Raw genomic sequence first — 14,096 nt, 5'->3', positions numbered from 1 at the left:
GTGAACGCGATCAGCAGCCCTACGACGACCGCGTTGCCGGTGGTTTCGCTGGCGCTGGCCAGGATTGCGGCGGAGGCGAGAGTCATGGTCACAACCGTAGGCGCGCGGCGCGGAGGGGCGGCGCGGCACCTCGGATAGCGGGTCGGTTGCCCGTAGATTTCGGCTATGGCGGCTACGGAGCGCACCACCGGTCAGCGGTATCCCGAGCGCGTGACGCGGGATCGGGCTGCGGCGTATGCCATTCTCGATGAGGCGCGGGTGGCGCATGTGGGGTTCACCGGTGTGGGTGGGCCGCTGGTGATTCCGACGTTGCAGGTGCGGGACGGGGATCGGATACTGCTGCACGGGGCGGCGCACGGGCGGTTCATGGAGGGGGTGGCGTCGGGGATTCCGTTGTGCGTCACTGTGACTCTGCTGGATGGGCTCATTCTGGGGCGGGCGGCGTCGCATCATTCGGTGGCGTATCGGTCGGTGATGATCTTCGGTAGCGCGAGTGCGGTCGAGGATCGCGAGCAGCGGGCGGCGGCGCTCGAGCGGTTCGTGGAAGGCATGGTGCCGGGGCGGTTTTCGGGGCCGTATCCGGCGCGGCGGCCGGATGACGTCGAGGTGGACAACACCGCGGTGGTGTCGTTGCCGATCGTGGAGTTCTCGGTCAAGACCCGCAGCGGATTCGCGCGCGACGAGCACAAGGACGACGGGGTCGAGGCCTGGGCGGATGAAATCCCACTCGCGCTCACCCCCGCCGCGCCGATTCCCGACGCCCGCACCGGAACTCGCTTCCCCCCGCCGACCGTGCTCTGACCAGACCTACAAGATCAAGGAGCTCGCACCGTCGAAATCTGCCCGGATTCGATCGGTGGGAGCTCCTTGATCTTGGTTGGGGGTGAAGTGCTGGCGGTAGCGGTCGGGGGTGGTGGCCAGGCGGCGGGTGAAGACCCGGTGCAGGGTTTCGGGGTGGCGGTAGCCGATGGTGCGGGCTATCGCGGTGATGGTGAGGTCGGTGGATTCCAGTAGGCGGCGGGCGGCTTCTATGCGCAGGTCCTCGATGAAAGCGGCTGGGGTGGAGCCGGTTTCGGCGCGGAAGGTGCGGGCGAAGTTGCGTTCGGACATTCCGGCGCGGTGGGCGAGGGTGGCGATGGTGAGGTCCTGGGCGAGGTGGTCGGGCAGCCACTGCTGCACGGCGCGGATGGCCGGGGTACGGGCGGGGTCTGCGCGCAACTGGGCGCTGAATTGGGTCTGGCCGCCGGAGCGGCGGGTGAAGACGACGAAGGCGCGGGCCACCTCCTGGGCGAGTTCGCGACCCATGTCGTCCTCGAGGAGGGCCAGGGCGAGGTCGATGCCCGCCGATACGCCGGCGGAGGTCCAGCGGTTGCGGTCGTGGACGTAGATGCTGTCGGGTTCGACGGTGACGCGGGGGTAGGTGCGGGCCAGGTGTTCGGCGGTTCCCCAGTGGGTGGTGGCGCGGTAGCCGTCGAGGAGTCCGGAGGCGGCGAGCAGTAGCGCGCCCGCGCACACCGAGGTGACGCGGCGGGATTTGCGGGCCAGGGCGGGAAGTTCGCGCACCACGTCGGCGGAGCCTGCGCCGACCGCACCGAATCCGCCGACGACCACGAGGGTGTCGATGTCGTCGGTGGATTCGGCGAGGTCGCGCAGAGAATGTTCGACACTCAAGGTGAGCCCGCCGTCCGCTTTGATGGGCCGACCCTGCGGAGATGCGGTGATCAGCTCGTAAAGCGGTTCGCGGGCCAGCGTGTTCGCGAAGACGAAAACGTCCATCGGCCCGGCCAATTCGATCAACTGCATGCCTTCGTAGGCGACGAAGACGATGGGGCGTGGCGCGGGCATGTCGTCATCTTCGCAGCCGGGGCAGGTGGCCGCCAGGGTCAGGAACTGACCGTGACGGACCGCCCGCACCGGAAACAGGCCATACGGCCGCATCAGCGGGTGCGCCCGGTCCCGGCCTCCTTGCGGCGCGCCACGTGCTGTGCCAGGAACGGAAGCAGCACGGCGGCAACCCGATCCGCGTACTGGGCGTGCGGGTAGTGGCCGCCGTTGTCGACCAGTTCGACGCGGCCCAGACCGGGGCGCAGGGCCGCGACCACCGCGTTCGCCTCCGCGGCGGGGTCGGCGAAATCCGGGTCGGCCGCACCCATGATCACCAGGGCGGGGCACACGACATCTGCGAGGCAGGCATGCGCGTCGGCCGGGGTGGTGGCTCCGGTCTTCATGAATTCCTCCCAGCGCCCCGGCCGGCGCAGTGTGGCATCGAGGGCGGCGAGGTGACTTTCCTGGTCGGCGGGCTTGGTCGGGTAGGCGATATCCAGGTAGCGCATCCAGGCCGACCGCGATTTCGCACCCATGGTCAGGCCCAGTCGCACCTGACCGCGCCGGTAGCGGCGACTGGTGAGAAACGTTGCGACACTGAACTTCTGGGTGAGGGTGAACGGGCAGATCTCGGCGATGGCAGTGACCAGTTCCGGGGCCTGTGCCGCCGCGATGGTCGCCGCGCCGCCGGAGAGCGAATGCCCGACGATCACGGCCGGGCCGCCGAAGTGGCGGATGACGCCCAGCAGATCCTGCGCGACGTCGGTGCGGCTGATGGCGGCGGGCTTCCCGGTCACCGACGGCCAGTCCATGCTGGATTCGCCGTGCCCGCGCATATCGACGTTCACGACGCGGTACCCGGCGGCGGCCAGCGGGCCGACGAGGTGGCGGAAGTCCTGGCGGATGGTGCCCATGCCGTGCGAGAGCACGACGAGGGGGCCGTCGCCGACCACATCGCAGGCGATCCGGCCGTTTTCGAGGGTCACGTACTCGGTCATCGGTGGTTCCTTCCAGCGTTTCCAGCCGCTCGAACTGCGGCATGAGGGAATTGAACGCCGGGAAATCCGGGCGGCCGAGAGCTAAGGCCGGAGCGGTCAGGGGCCCGTCCGAATTCGTCAGTCGTTGACCGTGGAGGCCGCCGAAACGGCAGTCGGTGACCGTGGCGGACACGGCCGCGTCCGTACCGGCTGGGCCATAATGGCTCGGAAGGCGCTCATCGGGACCTACCCCTGGAGATGCGATGTCCACTCCCCCGCCCCGCCCGGAACTCGCACACCGCGACGGGCACGACGCCCCGTACGCCACGAAGGAGCCGTGGGACATTGACCGCCCCCAGCCCGCCTTCGCCGCTCTCGCCGAGCGCGGTGAATTGCGCGGCAGGGTCCTCGACATCGGTTGCGGCACCGGCGAACACGCGCTCATGGCGGCCGGTCTGGGGCATGAAGCGGTCGGCATCGACCAGTCGGCGCGGGCAGTGCAACTCGCCGCGATCAAGGCCCGCGAGCGCGGACTCGACGCCCGATTCCTGCAGCACGACGCGCTGCACCTGGCCGACCTCGGCGAAACCTTCGACACCGTCCTCGACTGCGGCCTGTTCCACACGTTCGACCCCGAGACCCGCCCGGCATACGCCGACAGTCTGGCTTCGGTCCTGCGCAGCGGCGGACGCTACGTCCTGCTCGGTTTCAGCGACCGCCAGCCCGGCGACTGGGGTCCACATCGCCTGTCCCGCAAGGACATCGAAACAACCTTCGCGGATGGCTGGCGAATCGACTCACTCGCCGAGTCCACCCTGGAAATCCTGATGACGCCAGCAACCGTGCAGGCCTGGCTGGGCAGGCTGACCCGACTATGACCGCGGGCCGCACGACGGGTTCACAGGGGCTTGAAATCGTCGACCGCCAGCGAGCCGTGGCAATAGAGCGCCGCTCCGAACGGCCCGGTGACGATGCCTCCATCGTGCGGCAGGAACACGCGTACGCTCGTCGCACGCAAGGGTTGCTCTGTACCGCAGGGAGATTCGTTACCCGCACCGTTCACGGCCGAACCGCTGGCGCCGACGACCGCACCGGCCGGGATCGCGATGACGGAGTCGGTCGACGGCACACAGTTCGTCCCACATGCCGGTTGGGCGGTACCGCTGCCGTCGTCCGGCACGACCGTGGGCGTGCCGCGCAGTACGCAATCGGATGTCGAGACATTGGCGAGCCAGACCTCTTCGCCGACGTGCCCCATGCCGTTGCCGGCCAGGCTGTGGAACGCTGCGGCCTCGAGAGCCTCAGGACTACAGTCGAGGATCCCGGCGGGGATCGCCGCGGCAGGCGAGATGACGGCGGGAGCGGTCATAGGCCTGGACGTCAAGTGGTCGTTCGCACACACGCGGACCCCGTCGTGGGCATGCGGCGCGTCCGCGAGCGCATTCAATGTCGCTGTCTCGCCGGGTAGTTCGAGATTCAAGGCGGAGGGCATCTTGCACTCCCCGACGTTGAGAACTCCGTCCGGGTGGGTCAGCTGTACCAGCGTTTCGGCCTTGCCCTTCGGGGCGACCATCACCAGTTGTGGCGGCGCCGGAGCCTGGTCGATCGTGACGGCGGGAGCGTCGCCGAATGCGAGCCCCAGGAAGCCCTGCACCGTGCACGGTCGGCCGGAGATGTTCGTCAAGGCGATCATCAGCATCCCCTTTTCACCCCAAGGAGAAGCGAACTCGGTAGTAGCCGACAGATCGGTCGGGTGGCAGTGACCGCTGGCATCCGCAGCGGCACTGGCCGCTGCGGATGCTGTTGTACTGCCGAGGTTCCCATCCCTGGATGTCGGCGACCCACACCCTGCCAGCACGGCTGTGGTCACCACCACCGTCGAGATCACCGATACGGCACGAGTTTTCAGCAACGATTCCTCCCCAGGCCCGAGCTCCCGAATCCTAGTCGAGTTCTGGCCGTCGGGAGCCGTGGGGAAATCCCAGGGATGACGTTGCGCCTCAACGAAAACCGCACGAGCGATTCCGGTCGATCCCCTCAGCGCAGGGAATTCCGAGCGGGAATCGCGCGAACCGGGGCGGACGACAGGTCCCGGTCGCGACGGACATGCCCGCCGAGTGATCGAGCGGAGGCTGACAACAACCGGCGAGCCGACCTTCCGGGTCTGGCTCGCCGTCGGACTCGTCCGCCTGAAACTGGCTTCAGCGCATCGGGATTCCCATGGGGATGGCGCGGACGAAGAGCGCGCCCTGGTCGGTGGGCAGGCGGCCGCTGCCGCCGTCGCGGCAGGTGAGGGTGGTTTTGCCGGGGGTGGCGCCGTAGGTCCAGGCGACGGTCCAGGCGGTGCCGCCGATTTCCTTGGTGGCGGCCAGTTCCGGGCTCGGCGGGTTCAGGGTGAGGGCCGCGCCGGTGGGGTCGGTGGCTTCGCAGTGCAGGCCGGCGGTGGCCTCGCCCCAGGATTGGGGGACGTAGACGCCCATGACGGCGTCGGCGGGCATGAGGATTTCGGTGGCGGTGCCGAGGGGGACGCCGTTGCCGTTGCCGGGGTTGCACGGGGGTGCGCCGTCGGGGCCGTGGCCGTTGTCGTCGACGCAGGGGGCCACGCTGGTGGTGGTCGGTTGGGCGGTGGAGCTCGAGGTGGCGTCGGAGGCCTGCTGGCTGTTGGTGCAGGCGGTGAGGGGCAGGGCCGCCAGGGCGCACAGGGCGAGCGTGCGGAGTTTCAAGTTCGCTCCCTTCGAGGTTGCGGGTGGGCTCCCGCGCGTGAGTAGCAACTTGACGGCAACCCTACTGTCAGCGCTGCCAGGAACCTCGGACGCGACCGCCAGAGAAGCGTCCCGGGGCGTCCGGCAGACTGACCCCGTGGGACATCTACCTGTGGCAGCCATGGTGTGCGCGTTCATCGGCGCGATTCTGTTCGCGGTGTCCGCGGTCGCGCAGCAGCGGGCGGCGGCGGACGTGCCGGAGGGTGATGCGCTGGTCGCCAAGCTGGTTCGCAATCCGCGCTGGCTGGCCGGGATGGTCGGGGACGCGGGCGGGTTCGCCTTCCAGGTGGCCGCGCTCGCTCTGGGTTCGGTGCTGGTGGTGCAGCCGATTCTGGTGACGGCGCTGGTGTTCGCGCTGCCGTTGGCCGCGCACTACAGCGGGCGGAAGGTGACGCCGGTGATGTGGGCGCAGGCCGGGGCGCTGTCGGTGGCGCTGGCCTGCTTCCTGATCATCGGCGAGCCGACCGAGGGGGTGGCGAACGCGCCCTGGCATCACTGGTTGTTGCCGATGGGTCTGCTGGCCGGGGTGATCGTGGCGGCGATCGTGGTGGCCACCACGGTCAAGCGGCCGACGCTGCAGGCACTGCTGCTGGGCGCTTCGGCCGGATTGCTCTTCGGTATCTCGGCCGCGCTGACCGAGCATGTGACGCAGCTGTTCCGGCACGGCATCGGCACCGCCCTGAGCAGCTGGGAACCGTATGTGCTGGTCGGGGCGGGCATGCTCGGGCTCTACATTCAGCAGCGTGGATATCAGGTGGGTCCGCTGTCGGCGTCGCTGCCCGCGTTCACGGTCGCGGAGCCGCTGGGTGCGGCCTTCCTGGGTATGACGGTGCTCGACGAGCGCCTACGCAGCGGCCCGATCGGTACCGGCTTCGTGGCCGTCGCGGTGATCGTCATGTGTATTGCGGCCGTGCGCCTTTCGCGCGCCCAGGCCGCAGTGGTCTGAGCACCGGCGTCTCCGAGCGCGATACCGCACCGGCAGTACGCAACTCGCGAGTTCTCGGCTAGCTCCCGCGAGTTCTCGGTCCGCACCCTGATGAACCGGCACGCGCGAGTTCGCGGCCGCCCATACCGCGGCTCCAGGCAACCGGATGAAAGCCCGGCACGGTTGCGACCTCGAGAATCTCCCCGCAGGGCGGCGGTCGTAGTCGGCCGCGCACAAATCCGGAGCTGAACCGACTGCGGCAGTGGCAGTGGCGGTCTCAGCAAGACTCGACAATGCGGCGGGCCGCAATAGCAGCGCCGTCGGTGCGAATCCTCGGGGCGACCTCGCGGGCGCGGGCGGCGAAATCCGGTGCCAGGACTCGGGTGAGCGCCGCTGTCAGCGACTCGGTGGTGACTTCGCCTGGGGCATGGGCGAATCCGAGGCCGAGGGTTTCGACGCGATCGGCCCAGTAGAACTGGTCGAAGCGTTGCGGGACCACTGCCTGGGGTGCGCCCGCACGGGCTACGGCCGTGGTGGTGCCCGCGCCGCCGTGGTGGACGACCGCTGCGACGCGTGGGAACAGCGCGCGGTGGTCGACTTCGCCGATGGCCAGGCAGTCGGGGGCGTCGTCGATGACGGTGAGGCCGGACCAGCCGCGCAGGATCAGGGCGCGACGGCCCAGCGCACGTGCGGCTTCGATGGCCGCGCGGCCGGTTTCGGAGGCCAGGTGCATGCTGCCGAAGCCGAAGTAGACGGGCGGTTCACCGGCGGCCAGGAAGGCTTCGAGTTCGGTGTCGAGGGTGCCGGGTTCGTCGAGCAGCCAGGCGCCGGGTTGCCACACGGTGTCGTCGGACGGGTCCGGCCACGGGCCGAGGATGGGATCGGCGGCCAGCCATGGGCGTTCGGTGAATATGTAGCTACGCACGTCGGTGACGACTGGCAGGCCGATCGCGGTGCGCTGGGTGTTGAGCGGGTCGCTCCACAGCGCGTTCCAGCGTTCGGCGTCCTGCTTCCACTGGGTGGCGACGTCGGCGGAGGCGTCGACGCCGGGGCCGAGCGGGGGCGGCGGAAGTTGTTCGGAGGGCAGGGTATTGGCGGCGTAGGCGGTGTAGATGTACGGGATGCCGTGCCGCTCGGCGAGGGAGTGGGCCGCGATCTGCAGTGCGCCGCAGCCGACGAGTACGTCGCAGTCGGTGACGGCCGCGCCGACCGCCTCGAACTGGTCGGCGACGGTAGCGGCGATCATGGCGCGGCGCTGTTCGAGGGTCGGCATGGTGCCCTGCCGGGTGGCTCCCGCCCGGCTCACCTCTGGGCCGACGGGTACGAACTCGAGCCCGAATTCGCCGATCAGGCCGCGGAAGTCGGGTGGCGCGCACAGCCGCACCTGCACGCCAGCGCCGATGAGTTCCCGGCCCAGCGCGAGCATCGGCTGTACCTCGCCTCGCGATCCGATAGTCGACAGCAGTACCCGCATGGACATTCCTCTCGTCAGGCCACCGACCAGCAGTTATAGCCGAACACCGGGGTCTTGCCGCAAGCCCGCCACCCCGTTGTACAGTGAAGTGGGAAGAAGATCCGGGACGCGCCCGATCTTCTTTTTTTCAATTCGGCGGTTTCGCGTCCGACTCGATCTGGTCGGCGGAACGTCCCGGCGCGCAACCGGTTCCGCCGCCACACCCCTCGGCCAGTCGCCCGACACGCCCGAATCCCGCCCCTATGCTGCGGATTTGCGCAATGCCCCAGGGCATAGGCTAATGTTCTGTCCCGCAAGCCGATCGGCCTTCGGGCCGGGTGAGCGTGCGGATGTAGCGCAGTGGTAGCGCATCACCTTGCCAAGGTGAGGGTCGCGGGTTCGAATCCCGTCATCCGCTCCATGGGGGATATACCCGCGCGATTAGCTCAGCGGGAGAGCGCTTCCCTGACACGGAAGAGGTCACTGGTTCAATCCCAGTATCGCGCACCATGATTCACGAAGGTCCCGGCGGTTGCCGGGGCCTTCGTTCTTGGTTCGGGTTCGAGTGTGTCAGGGGAGGTTTCGGTGCGGACGATGCTCGCGCGGGTCGGGTTGGCCGCGAGCGCGCTGTTGCTCGTCGCGGGTTGCTCCTCGGTGGAGGCGACCGTCAAGCCGACCGGACCGTTCGATCCGTGTCAGATCGACGACGGCGTCATTCGCAAGGCGGGCTTCGATCCCGGCAATCGCACCACGTCCAGCGCGGCGTCGGCGGGTCAGCGCTGTCAGTTCCGGGGTCTGAATTCCGGTGGAGTGCTGCTGCTGAGTCATCCGGCGGCGGTGCCGACCGCGACCGCGGCCTACGACCGTTCGCTGACCTCCGCGGAGTCCGAGGCCACGCAGCGCCGCGCGCAGCCGCCGGTGGTCACGAAGGTAAACGGCCGCGACGCGTTCACCACCCAGCAGGTACTCACCGCCGGGGGTGTGTCGCTGCCACTGAGCTGCGCCACCACGCTGCGCACCAAGGACAGCGTGCTCAACGTGCAGATCAGCGGTGACAACACCTGCGACCAGTCGGTGCACGCCGCGCAGATCCTGGAACCGGCGATCGGTGACCGGTAGCTGGAGGCGAAAGTCACCAGCCGGGGATTTGCCCGGATCGCCGCGGGTTTGCGATGGTGGTGGGGCGTCCCCTTCCTGGGGACCCGGACGAGGGAGCCGTACCCGGAACGCGACAAGACGGCCTCGGAGGTTCTCATGTCCTGGGTAATTCTGATCCTGTCCGGTGTGCTCGAAGCGGTCTGGGCGACCGCACTCGGCAAATCCGAAGGCTTCAGCAAACTGCTGCCATCCGTCATCTTCGGTGTCGCACTACTGGCGAGCATGGGCGGATTGGCGGTGGCCATGCGCGCCCTGCCGATCGGCACCGCCTACGCGGTGTGGGTCGGCATCGGCGCGGTGCTGACGGTCACATATTCGATGGCAACCGGTGGCGAGGCGGTGAGCGCGCTGAAGGTGCTGCTGCTCGGTGGCATCGTGGCCTGCGTCGTGGGCCTGAAAATGGTCGGCTAGAGCGGACGGATCGGACCTAAGATCTGGGGCATGGCGACTGGGCGGGATCTTCAGTTTCGAATTGTCACGGCGTTTCAGCGGCGGGTCGGGAATCCGCTTCTCGGGCGGCTGCCGACTCAGCAGCTGCTGGAGACGACGGGGCGTAAGAGTGGCGAGCCGCGGGTGACGCCGATCGGGGGGCGGCGGGTCGGCAATGAGTTCTGGCTGGTGTCGGAGTTCGGGGAGAAGTCGCAGTATGTGTTGAACATCAAGGCGGACAACCGGGTTCGAGTGCGGCTGCGGGGGGTGTGGCATGCGGGGACCGCGACGCTGCTGCCCGAGGACGATGCGATCGCGCGGTTGCGGTCGCTGCCCCGCGCCAACAGCACGGTGGTGCGGTTGGCGGGAACGCAGCTGATGACGGTACGGGTCGACCTCGCGCAGTGATCGTCCGGGTCCAGTCGAGGGACTTTCGCATCCGGCACCAGCCGGTGCGCGCTGCCACACGGTCACGGTGACGCTGGCGTCGCAATCATGGGGTCAGACAATAGCTTTGGCCATCAATGGCAAGGACGACGGCCTGTTCTGCACGGCGGCCACCGCGGCACAGGGTGGCGGGTGAACGGCAGCCCGCTACCGGCCGGCGCTTTGTGAAGCCGGAGTGAGCGCGCGCGTCAGTCGAATTTGCCCGGCCGCACGCCACTGGTGAAGGCAGACCATTCTTCGGGGCGAAGATGAAGGGCCGCACACGACAGTGGTTGGGGCAGCTGGAAATTCGCTCAGCGTGTCACCGAAAGCCTTCTGGCGTGTCTCATTACACGCGAATATCATCGAACATGTGAACGAAACCGCTGCTGACAGCCTCAGCGCCACCGAACTGGTGGCGCGGCTGCGCGCGGTGCACTCGACGATCGCTGTCGCCCAAGCCGAAGAAGTCGCGTTGATGACCGCGCTCTACCGGATGCGCCGCGAACAGCAACTCGAGCGAGGGGTGCGCGCCGTCTACGCAGGAGAGGATGCCGCCACCGAAATCGGTGTGGCCCTGCATGTTCCACAACGCCACGCCGACAACCTCATCGCCCTCGGACTGGGCCTCGAGCACCGGCTGCCGTGCACACGTACAGCATTCGAGAACGGCCGTATCGACCTGCCGCGAGTGCGCGCCCTGCACGAAGTCTTCCGCAACATCGCCCCCGAGCTCGTCGCGGCGCTCGAACCCCGAATCGTCGCCTACGCCGAAAACGCTGACCCGTCACGGGTGAAGCGCACCCTGCGCCGGTGGCTGCTCGAAATCGACCCTGCCGGTCAAGCCGAACGGCGCAAGACGGCCGAGGCCGACCGGTATGTGAATGTCACCGCCGCCGACAACGGCACCGCCATCATCGATGCTGTTTTGCCCGCCGCCGATGGGGTGGCCCTCTACGAACGCTTGCGGGAGATGGCGCAAACCCATTGCTGCGCAGCCGATCCCCGCACCAGCAACCAGCGTCGCGCCGACGCCCTCATCGCCCTCACCACCGGGACCGGTCGGCTCAGTTGCGGCTGCGGCCACCGCGACTGCCCACGCACCGCGACCCCGCCCGCACCCGCACCCGCACCCGCACGTAAAGCGCTTGTACAGGTGGGTGTTTGCGCACAAACGTTGGCCGGATTGGCTGACAACCCTGCTCTGCTGGCTGGTTTCGGTGCGATCGACGCCGACCTGGCCCGCCAGTTGGCCCGCCACGCTCGCTTCGAGATCATCGCCGAACACCCGGCCCGCATCGACCACAGTGGGCGGGCCGCCATCCACGACCAGGCACGTCCGACGGACACCGGCCGCACCACGCAGGTCACACCCGAGCCTGGGGTACTCCCGGCGGTCGCCACGCCGACCGGCACCGACGACCCCGCAGACCCGGCTGCCGCGTGCGAGACGCGCTACCGGCCCGGGACCCGCCTGGCCAACCGGATTCGCGCCCTCGACGGTGGCTGCCGCGCGCCCGGCTGCGCGATCCCTGCCGCGGCCACCGACATCGACCACCAAGACCGATATAACCACCAGTCGCCCGAATCCGGTGGCCACACAGTCGAATCCAACCTCGGCTGCCGGTGCCGACGCCACCACCGCACCAAAACCCTCGCCGACAACGGACTCAACGGATGGAAAGTCATCCATCACCCGGATCGGCGTGTGGAATGGCGTAGCCCCTCGGGTGGATCGATCACCACCACACCCGAGGGAGCGAAATTCCTGTTCCCCCGCACACCGGTACCACCGGTCACCGGCAGCGGTGTGCCGGAACCGGTTGAACCACTGTTGAATCCGGGCGGAGCGGTCAACGAACTCACCGAACTCCTCCACGTCTACCACCCACCCGCGCAACGACGACACGCACAGGCCACACGAGCCCGACGAGAATCCCGCGCCACACGAGAATCCCGCGCCACACGGGAATCCCGCGCCACACGGGAATCCCGCGCCACACGGGAATCTTGGGTCGTGCGGGAATCCTGGGCGGCGCAACAGGCGTCGAACCGACACGTCCACACCGCAATACACCGACCCACCACCGTTCTAGGTCCTGCCGCTCGATAAGTCCTTCCGATAGCGGTGTACCGCTGCCCGAGTAGCGGTACACCGCTATGCATCTCCCAGGAGACTCAGCAAGGCGTCATGTCGGCACACCGGTACTCGGAAAGGCTGAGTGAGGTGGATCGATCGGCACCATCATCGGGTCTGGTCGTGCCCCGCGTCCGTCGTGGCGACCGCGCGCGATGATCAACACCAGTTCCAGTCGCTACGGGGCAGAGTGTCGAAGGTTGCACCCGTCTGCCAGCGAGACCTGAGGTGACCTACGGAGGTGCGGTGGTTCCGTACCGAGACAAGGCGATTGCCACCTGGGAGTGAGCATGAGCGTCAGTCGAACTTGCCTTGCCGCACACCGCTGGTGAACGTGGACCATTCTTCAGAGGTGAAGACGAGGGCCGGGCCCGCGATGTTCTTGGAGTCGCGGACGCCGACCGAATCCGGGTCGGGGAAGGCGACCTCGACGCATTCGCCACCGGCTTGGCTGTAGCTGCTCTTGAACCATTGCGCGCCAGATAGATTCATGTTCACGATCCGTACTCCCTTGCCAGCCGTCTCAACAGGTTCCGAGTTGCCACCTCGTCCAGGGCGGCCTCGCGGACCTTTTCGTGGGACGAGTAATAGAACCTGACGTCGTCCTCGTATTCCAGATACATACTGCCGACCGCGCCTTCGAGGTACACCACCGGCGGTTCGGCGGGTTCGCCGGGTGGCGGGTTTCCGAAGTCGAGAATCACGAAGGGCAGCAACGCTATTCCGCCCGGGTAGCCCGCCTCGAACGGCAGGACGCGCACCGAGATATTGTCGCGCGTCGAGACGTCGGCGAGATGCCGCAACTGCGACACCATGATTCGGGGATCACCGACCGTGCGTTGCAGGGCCGCCTGCCCGATCACCACATCCAGATCCAGCGGCCGGTGACTGCGGGTGATGGCGGCCTGTCGTCGCTGTTTGATCTGCGCGCGGCGATCTCGTTCCGGCTCCGGTGCTTCCGGCCAGCGTTCACACAACAGCGCGCGGTCGTATGCCTCGATCTGGAGCAGGCCCGGAATCAACTCCGGTTGATAGGAGGTGTACCCGGACGCGGCAGCCTCGAGCCCGAGGTATACATCGAGGTTCTTGGGCATCAGGTCCGTGTACGAATGCCACCAGCTCTTCACCTTGGCCTGCTGTGCGAGCCGGATCATGCCTTCGGCGATGTCGTCGGGCACGCCGTAGATCTCGCAGGCCTGTTTGATCACAACGGTTTTGATGCGGCCCGTCTCCGCCTTCTCGATCCGTGCGAGGCTGCTCGCGCCCATTTCGAGAAGTTCGGCGGCTCGGGCCTGGCTCAACCCCGAACAGTTTCGCCACTCCAGCATCAGTCTGCCCAATTGACGGAGCGGCACGGTGGAGCCCAGATCAGACATGATCACATCCCCGTTTCGAGTGTTCACTTTCACCCGCTTCGGTGTAAGCCTCCGCCGAATTCGGTGACCGTGCTGGCATTTCGGTGAAACCGGTCCGGAGTCACCGGAACGGGGTGCCCACCGACCGCCCGGCGCGTCTCCTGGAGAGGCGTCCGGTCGAGGGGGACCTCCACTCCGAAACCCTTCCCGCCCGCTGTCTCACCCCTTTGGCGGCGGGCGGGCCGGGCGCGCCCTGAGCGCACTCTTCGGGAGGTTGCGGTGAATCTGCTTGATTGCGAGGTCGATCCCGGGCCGCTGGAATTCGCGAGTGCGCGACTGGCCTGGCGGTTGCATCTGTATTGCGACCGGGTCGCGTGCCGGGTGCGGCGGCGGGCGCGGCTGTCGCTGGAGCAATTCGCCGGTGCGGCACGGGATGTGGAGAGGCGGTGGTGAGGATGGTGGGCGAGGTGTTGGTGTCGTGGGTGGAGGATCACTGTCGCAACGGGGTTGTGGTGCCGATCAGTCGGGGTCGGGCGCTGGGGATTCTGGTTATTCACGCCTCCTGTGACCCGCCGTGCCCGCGTCAGATGCGGGCGCGAGCGTTCCTCGATGGGGACGGTGGCCGCCCGTGTGGGGCGGATCTCACCGGG

Annotated in this window: 15 protein-coding genes, 2 tRNA genes and 1 riboswitch; of the genes, 10 read left to right on the top strand and 7 right to left on the bottom strand. The window is 67.9% G+C overall.

Annotated elements, in window-relative coordinates:
* The first annotated feature begins 165 nt into the window (after window positions 1–165).
* Window positions 166–801, top strand: a complete 636-nt coding sequence (locus OG300_RS05905) for a pyridoxamine 5'-phosphate oxidase family protein (RefSeq protein ID WP_405492932.1) — start codon at window positions 166–168, stop codon at window positions 799–801.
* A 6-nt stretch (window positions 802–807) separates the two neighbouring features.
* Here the strand turns inward: OG300_RS05905 and OG300_RS05900 are convergent, their stop codons facing one another.
* A complete protein-coding gene (locus OG300_RS05900; RefSeq protein ID WP_405492930.1) occupies window positions 808–1,845 on the bottom strand; it encodes a GlxA family transcriptional regulator in 1,038 nt (345 codons plus the stop codon).
* Between the two features lie 92 nt (window positions 1,846–1,937).
* Window positions 1,938–2,822, bottom strand: coding sequence for an alpha/beta fold hydrolase (locus OG300_RS05895; RefSeq protein ID WP_405492928.1), 885 nt, complete (start codon window positions 2,820–2,822; stop codon window positions 1,938–1,940).
* A 242-nt stretch (window positions 2,823–3,064) separates the two neighbouring features.
* Here OG300_RS05895 and OG300_RS05890 point away from each other — a divergent pair, with 242 nt between their 5' ends.
* Complete coding sequence (locus tag OG300_RS05890) at window positions 3,065–3,679, top strand: class I SAM-dependent methyltransferase (RefSeq protein WP_405492926.1); 615 nt, start codon at window positions 3,065–3,067, stop codon at window positions 3,677–3,679.
* 20 nt (window positions 3,680–3,699) lie between these two features.
* On the opposite strand, the gene OG300_RS05885 is transcribed toward OG300_RS05890, so the two are convergent.
* Together OG300_RS05885 and OG300_RS05880 are read right to left on the bottom strand one after the other, a co-directional pair.
* Window positions 3,700–4,713, bottom strand: coding sequence for a DUF4232 domain-containing protein (locus OG300_RS05885; RefSeq protein WP_405492924.1), 1,014 nt, complete (start codon window positions 4,711–4,713; stop codon window positions 3,700–3,702).
* A 289-nt stretch (window positions 4,714–5,002) separates the two neighbouring features.
* The gene (locus OG300_RS05880; protein WP_405492922.1) at window positions 5,003–5,524 is read right to left on the bottom strand and encodes a hypothetical protein; all 522 of its coding nucleotides are present in this window, start codon (window positions 5,522–5,524) and stop codon (window positions 5,003–5,005) included.
* Window positions 5,525–5,660: 136 nt separating this feature from the next.
* Here OG300_RS05880 and OG300_RS05875 point away from each other — a divergent pair, with 136 nt between their 5' ends.
* On the top strand, window positions 5,661–6,509 hold the full coding sequence (locus OG300_RS05875) for a DMT family transporter (protein WP_405492920.1): 849 nt from the start codon (window positions 5,661–5,663) through the stop codon (window positions 6,507–6,509).
* Window positions 6,510–6,765: 256 nt separating this feature from the next.
* On the opposite strand, the gene OG300_RS05870 is transcribed toward OG300_RS05875, so the two are convergent.
* Window positions 6,766–7,962 (bottom strand): glycosyltransferase, encoded by a 1,197-nt coding sequence (locus tag OG300_RS05870; RefSeq protein WP_405492918.1) that lies wholly within the window; start codon window positions 7,960–7,962, stop codon window positions 6,766–6,768.
* Between the two features lie 325 nt (window positions 7,963–8,287).
* Here OG300_RS05870 and OG300_RS05865 point away from each other — a divergent pair.
* The 6 genes from OG300_RS05865 to OG300_RS05840 all read left to right on the top strand — a co-directional run bounded on the left by OG300_RS05865 (window position 8,288) and on the right by OG300_RS05840 (window position 12,067).
* Window positions 8,288–8,362 (top strand) — tRNA-Gly (locus OG300_RS05865).
* A 14-nt stretch (window positions 8,363–8,376) separates the two neighbouring features.
* Window positions 8,377–8,451: transfer RNA gene (locus OG300_RS05860), tRNA-Val, on the top strand.
* A gap of 75 nt (window positions 8,452–8,526) precedes the next feature.
* On the top strand, window positions 8,527–9,060 hold the full coding sequence (locus OG300_RS05855; protein WP_405492916.1) for a hypothetical protein: 534 nt from the start codon (window positions 8,527–8,529) through the stop codon (window positions 9,058–9,060).
* A 63-nt stretch (window positions 9,061–9,123) separates the two neighbouring features.
* Window positions 9,124–9,188, top strand: a riboswitch (guanidine-III (ykkC-III) riboswitch).
* A 7-nt stretch (window positions 9,189–9,195) separates the two neighbouring features.
* Window positions 9,196–9,510, top strand: coding sequence for a DMT family transporter (locus OG300_RS05850; protein ID WP_405492914.1), 315 nt, complete (start codon window positions 9,196–9,198; stop codon window positions 9,508–9,510).
* A gap of 30 nt (window positions 9,511–9,540) precedes the next feature.
* Window positions 9,541–9,936: a nitroreductase/quinone reductase family protein gene (locus OG300_RS05845; RefSeq protein ID WP_405492912.1), complete on the top strand. Its 396-nt coding sequence runs from the start codon at window positions 9,541–9,543 to the stop codon at window positions 9,934–9,936.
* Between the two features lie 391 nt (window positions 9,937–10,327).
* Window positions 10,328–12,067 (top strand): DUF222 domain-containing protein, encoded by a 1,740-nt coding sequence (locus OG300_RS05840; protein ID WP_405492910.1) that lies wholly within the window; start codon window positions 10,328–10,330, stop codon window positions 12,065–12,067.
* 321 nt (window positions 12,068–12,388) lie between these two features.
* Here the strand turns inward: OG300_RS05840 and OG300_RS05835 are convergent, their stop codons facing one another.
* Window positions 12,389–12,583, bottom strand: a complete 195-nt coding sequence (locus tag OG300_RS05835) for a DUF397 domain-containing protein (protein ID WP_405492908.1) — start codon at window positions 12,581–12,583, stop codon at window positions 12,389–12,391.
* Between the two features lie 2 nt (window positions 12,584–12,585).
* Window positions 12,586–13,467, bottom strand: a complete 882-nt coding sequence (locus OG300_RS05830; protein WP_405492906.1) for a helix-turn-helix domain-containing protein — start codon at window positions 13,465–13,467, stop codon at window positions 12,586–12,588.
* 258 nt (window positions 13,468–13,725) lie between these two features.
* On the opposite strand from OG300_RS05830, the gene OG300_RS05825 reads away from it, so the two are divergent.
* On the top strand, window positions 13,726–13,899 hold the full coding sequence (locus OG300_RS05825; protein WP_405492904.1) for a hypothetical protein: 174 nt from the start codon (window positions 13,726–13,728) through the stop codon (window positions 13,897–13,899).
* Window positions 13,900–14,096: the final 197 nt, after the last annotated feature.

The organism is Nocardia sp. NBC_00511 (assembly GCF_045161165.1).
Taxonomy (GTDB): domain Bacteria; phylum Actinomycetota; class Actinomycetes; order Mycobacteriales; family Mycobacteriaceae; genus Nocardia.
This window is presented reverse-complemented; position numbering and strand designations above follow the sequence as displayed.

Excerpts from the sequence above, each read along its gene's own strand:
- OG300_RS05890 (WP_405492926.1), top strand. The coding sequence starts at position 3,065 with ATGTCCACTCCCCCGCCCCGCCCGGAACTCGCACACCGCGACGGGCAC.
- OG300_RS05830 (WP_405492906.1), bottom strand. The coding sequence starts at position 13,467 with ATGTCTGATCTGGGCTCCACCGTGCCGCTCCGTCAATTGGGCAGACTG.
- OG300_RS05845 (WP_405492912.1), top strand. The coding sequence starts at position 9,541 with ATGGCGACTGGGCGGGATCTTCAGTTTCGAATTGTCACGGCGTTTCAG.
- OG300_RS05900 (WP_405492930.1), bottom strand. The coding sequence starts at position 1,845 with ATGCCCGCGCCACGCCCCATCGTCTTCGTCGCCTACGAAGGCATGCAG.
- OG300_RS05895 (WP_405492928.1), bottom strand. The coding sequence starts at position 2,822 with ATGACCGAGTACGTGACCCTCGAAAACGGCCGGATCGCCTGCGATGTG.
- OG300_RS05905 (WP_405492932.1), top strand. The coding sequence starts at position 166 with ATGGCGGCTACGGAGCGCACCACCGGTCAGCGGTATCCCGAGCGCGTG.
- OG300_RS05870 (WP_405492918.1), bottom strand. The coding sequence starts at position 7,962 with ATGCGGGTACTGCTGTCGACTATCGGATCGCGAGGCGAGGTACAGCCG.
- OG300_RS05835 (WP_405492908.1), bottom strand. The coding sequence starts at position 12,583 with ATGAATCTATCTGGCGCGCAATGGTTCAAGAGCAGCTACAGCCAAGCC.
- OG300_RS05850 (WP_405492914.1), top strand. The coding sequence starts at position 9,196 with ATGTCCTGGGTAATTCTGATCCTGTCCGGTGTGCTCGAAGCGGTCTGG.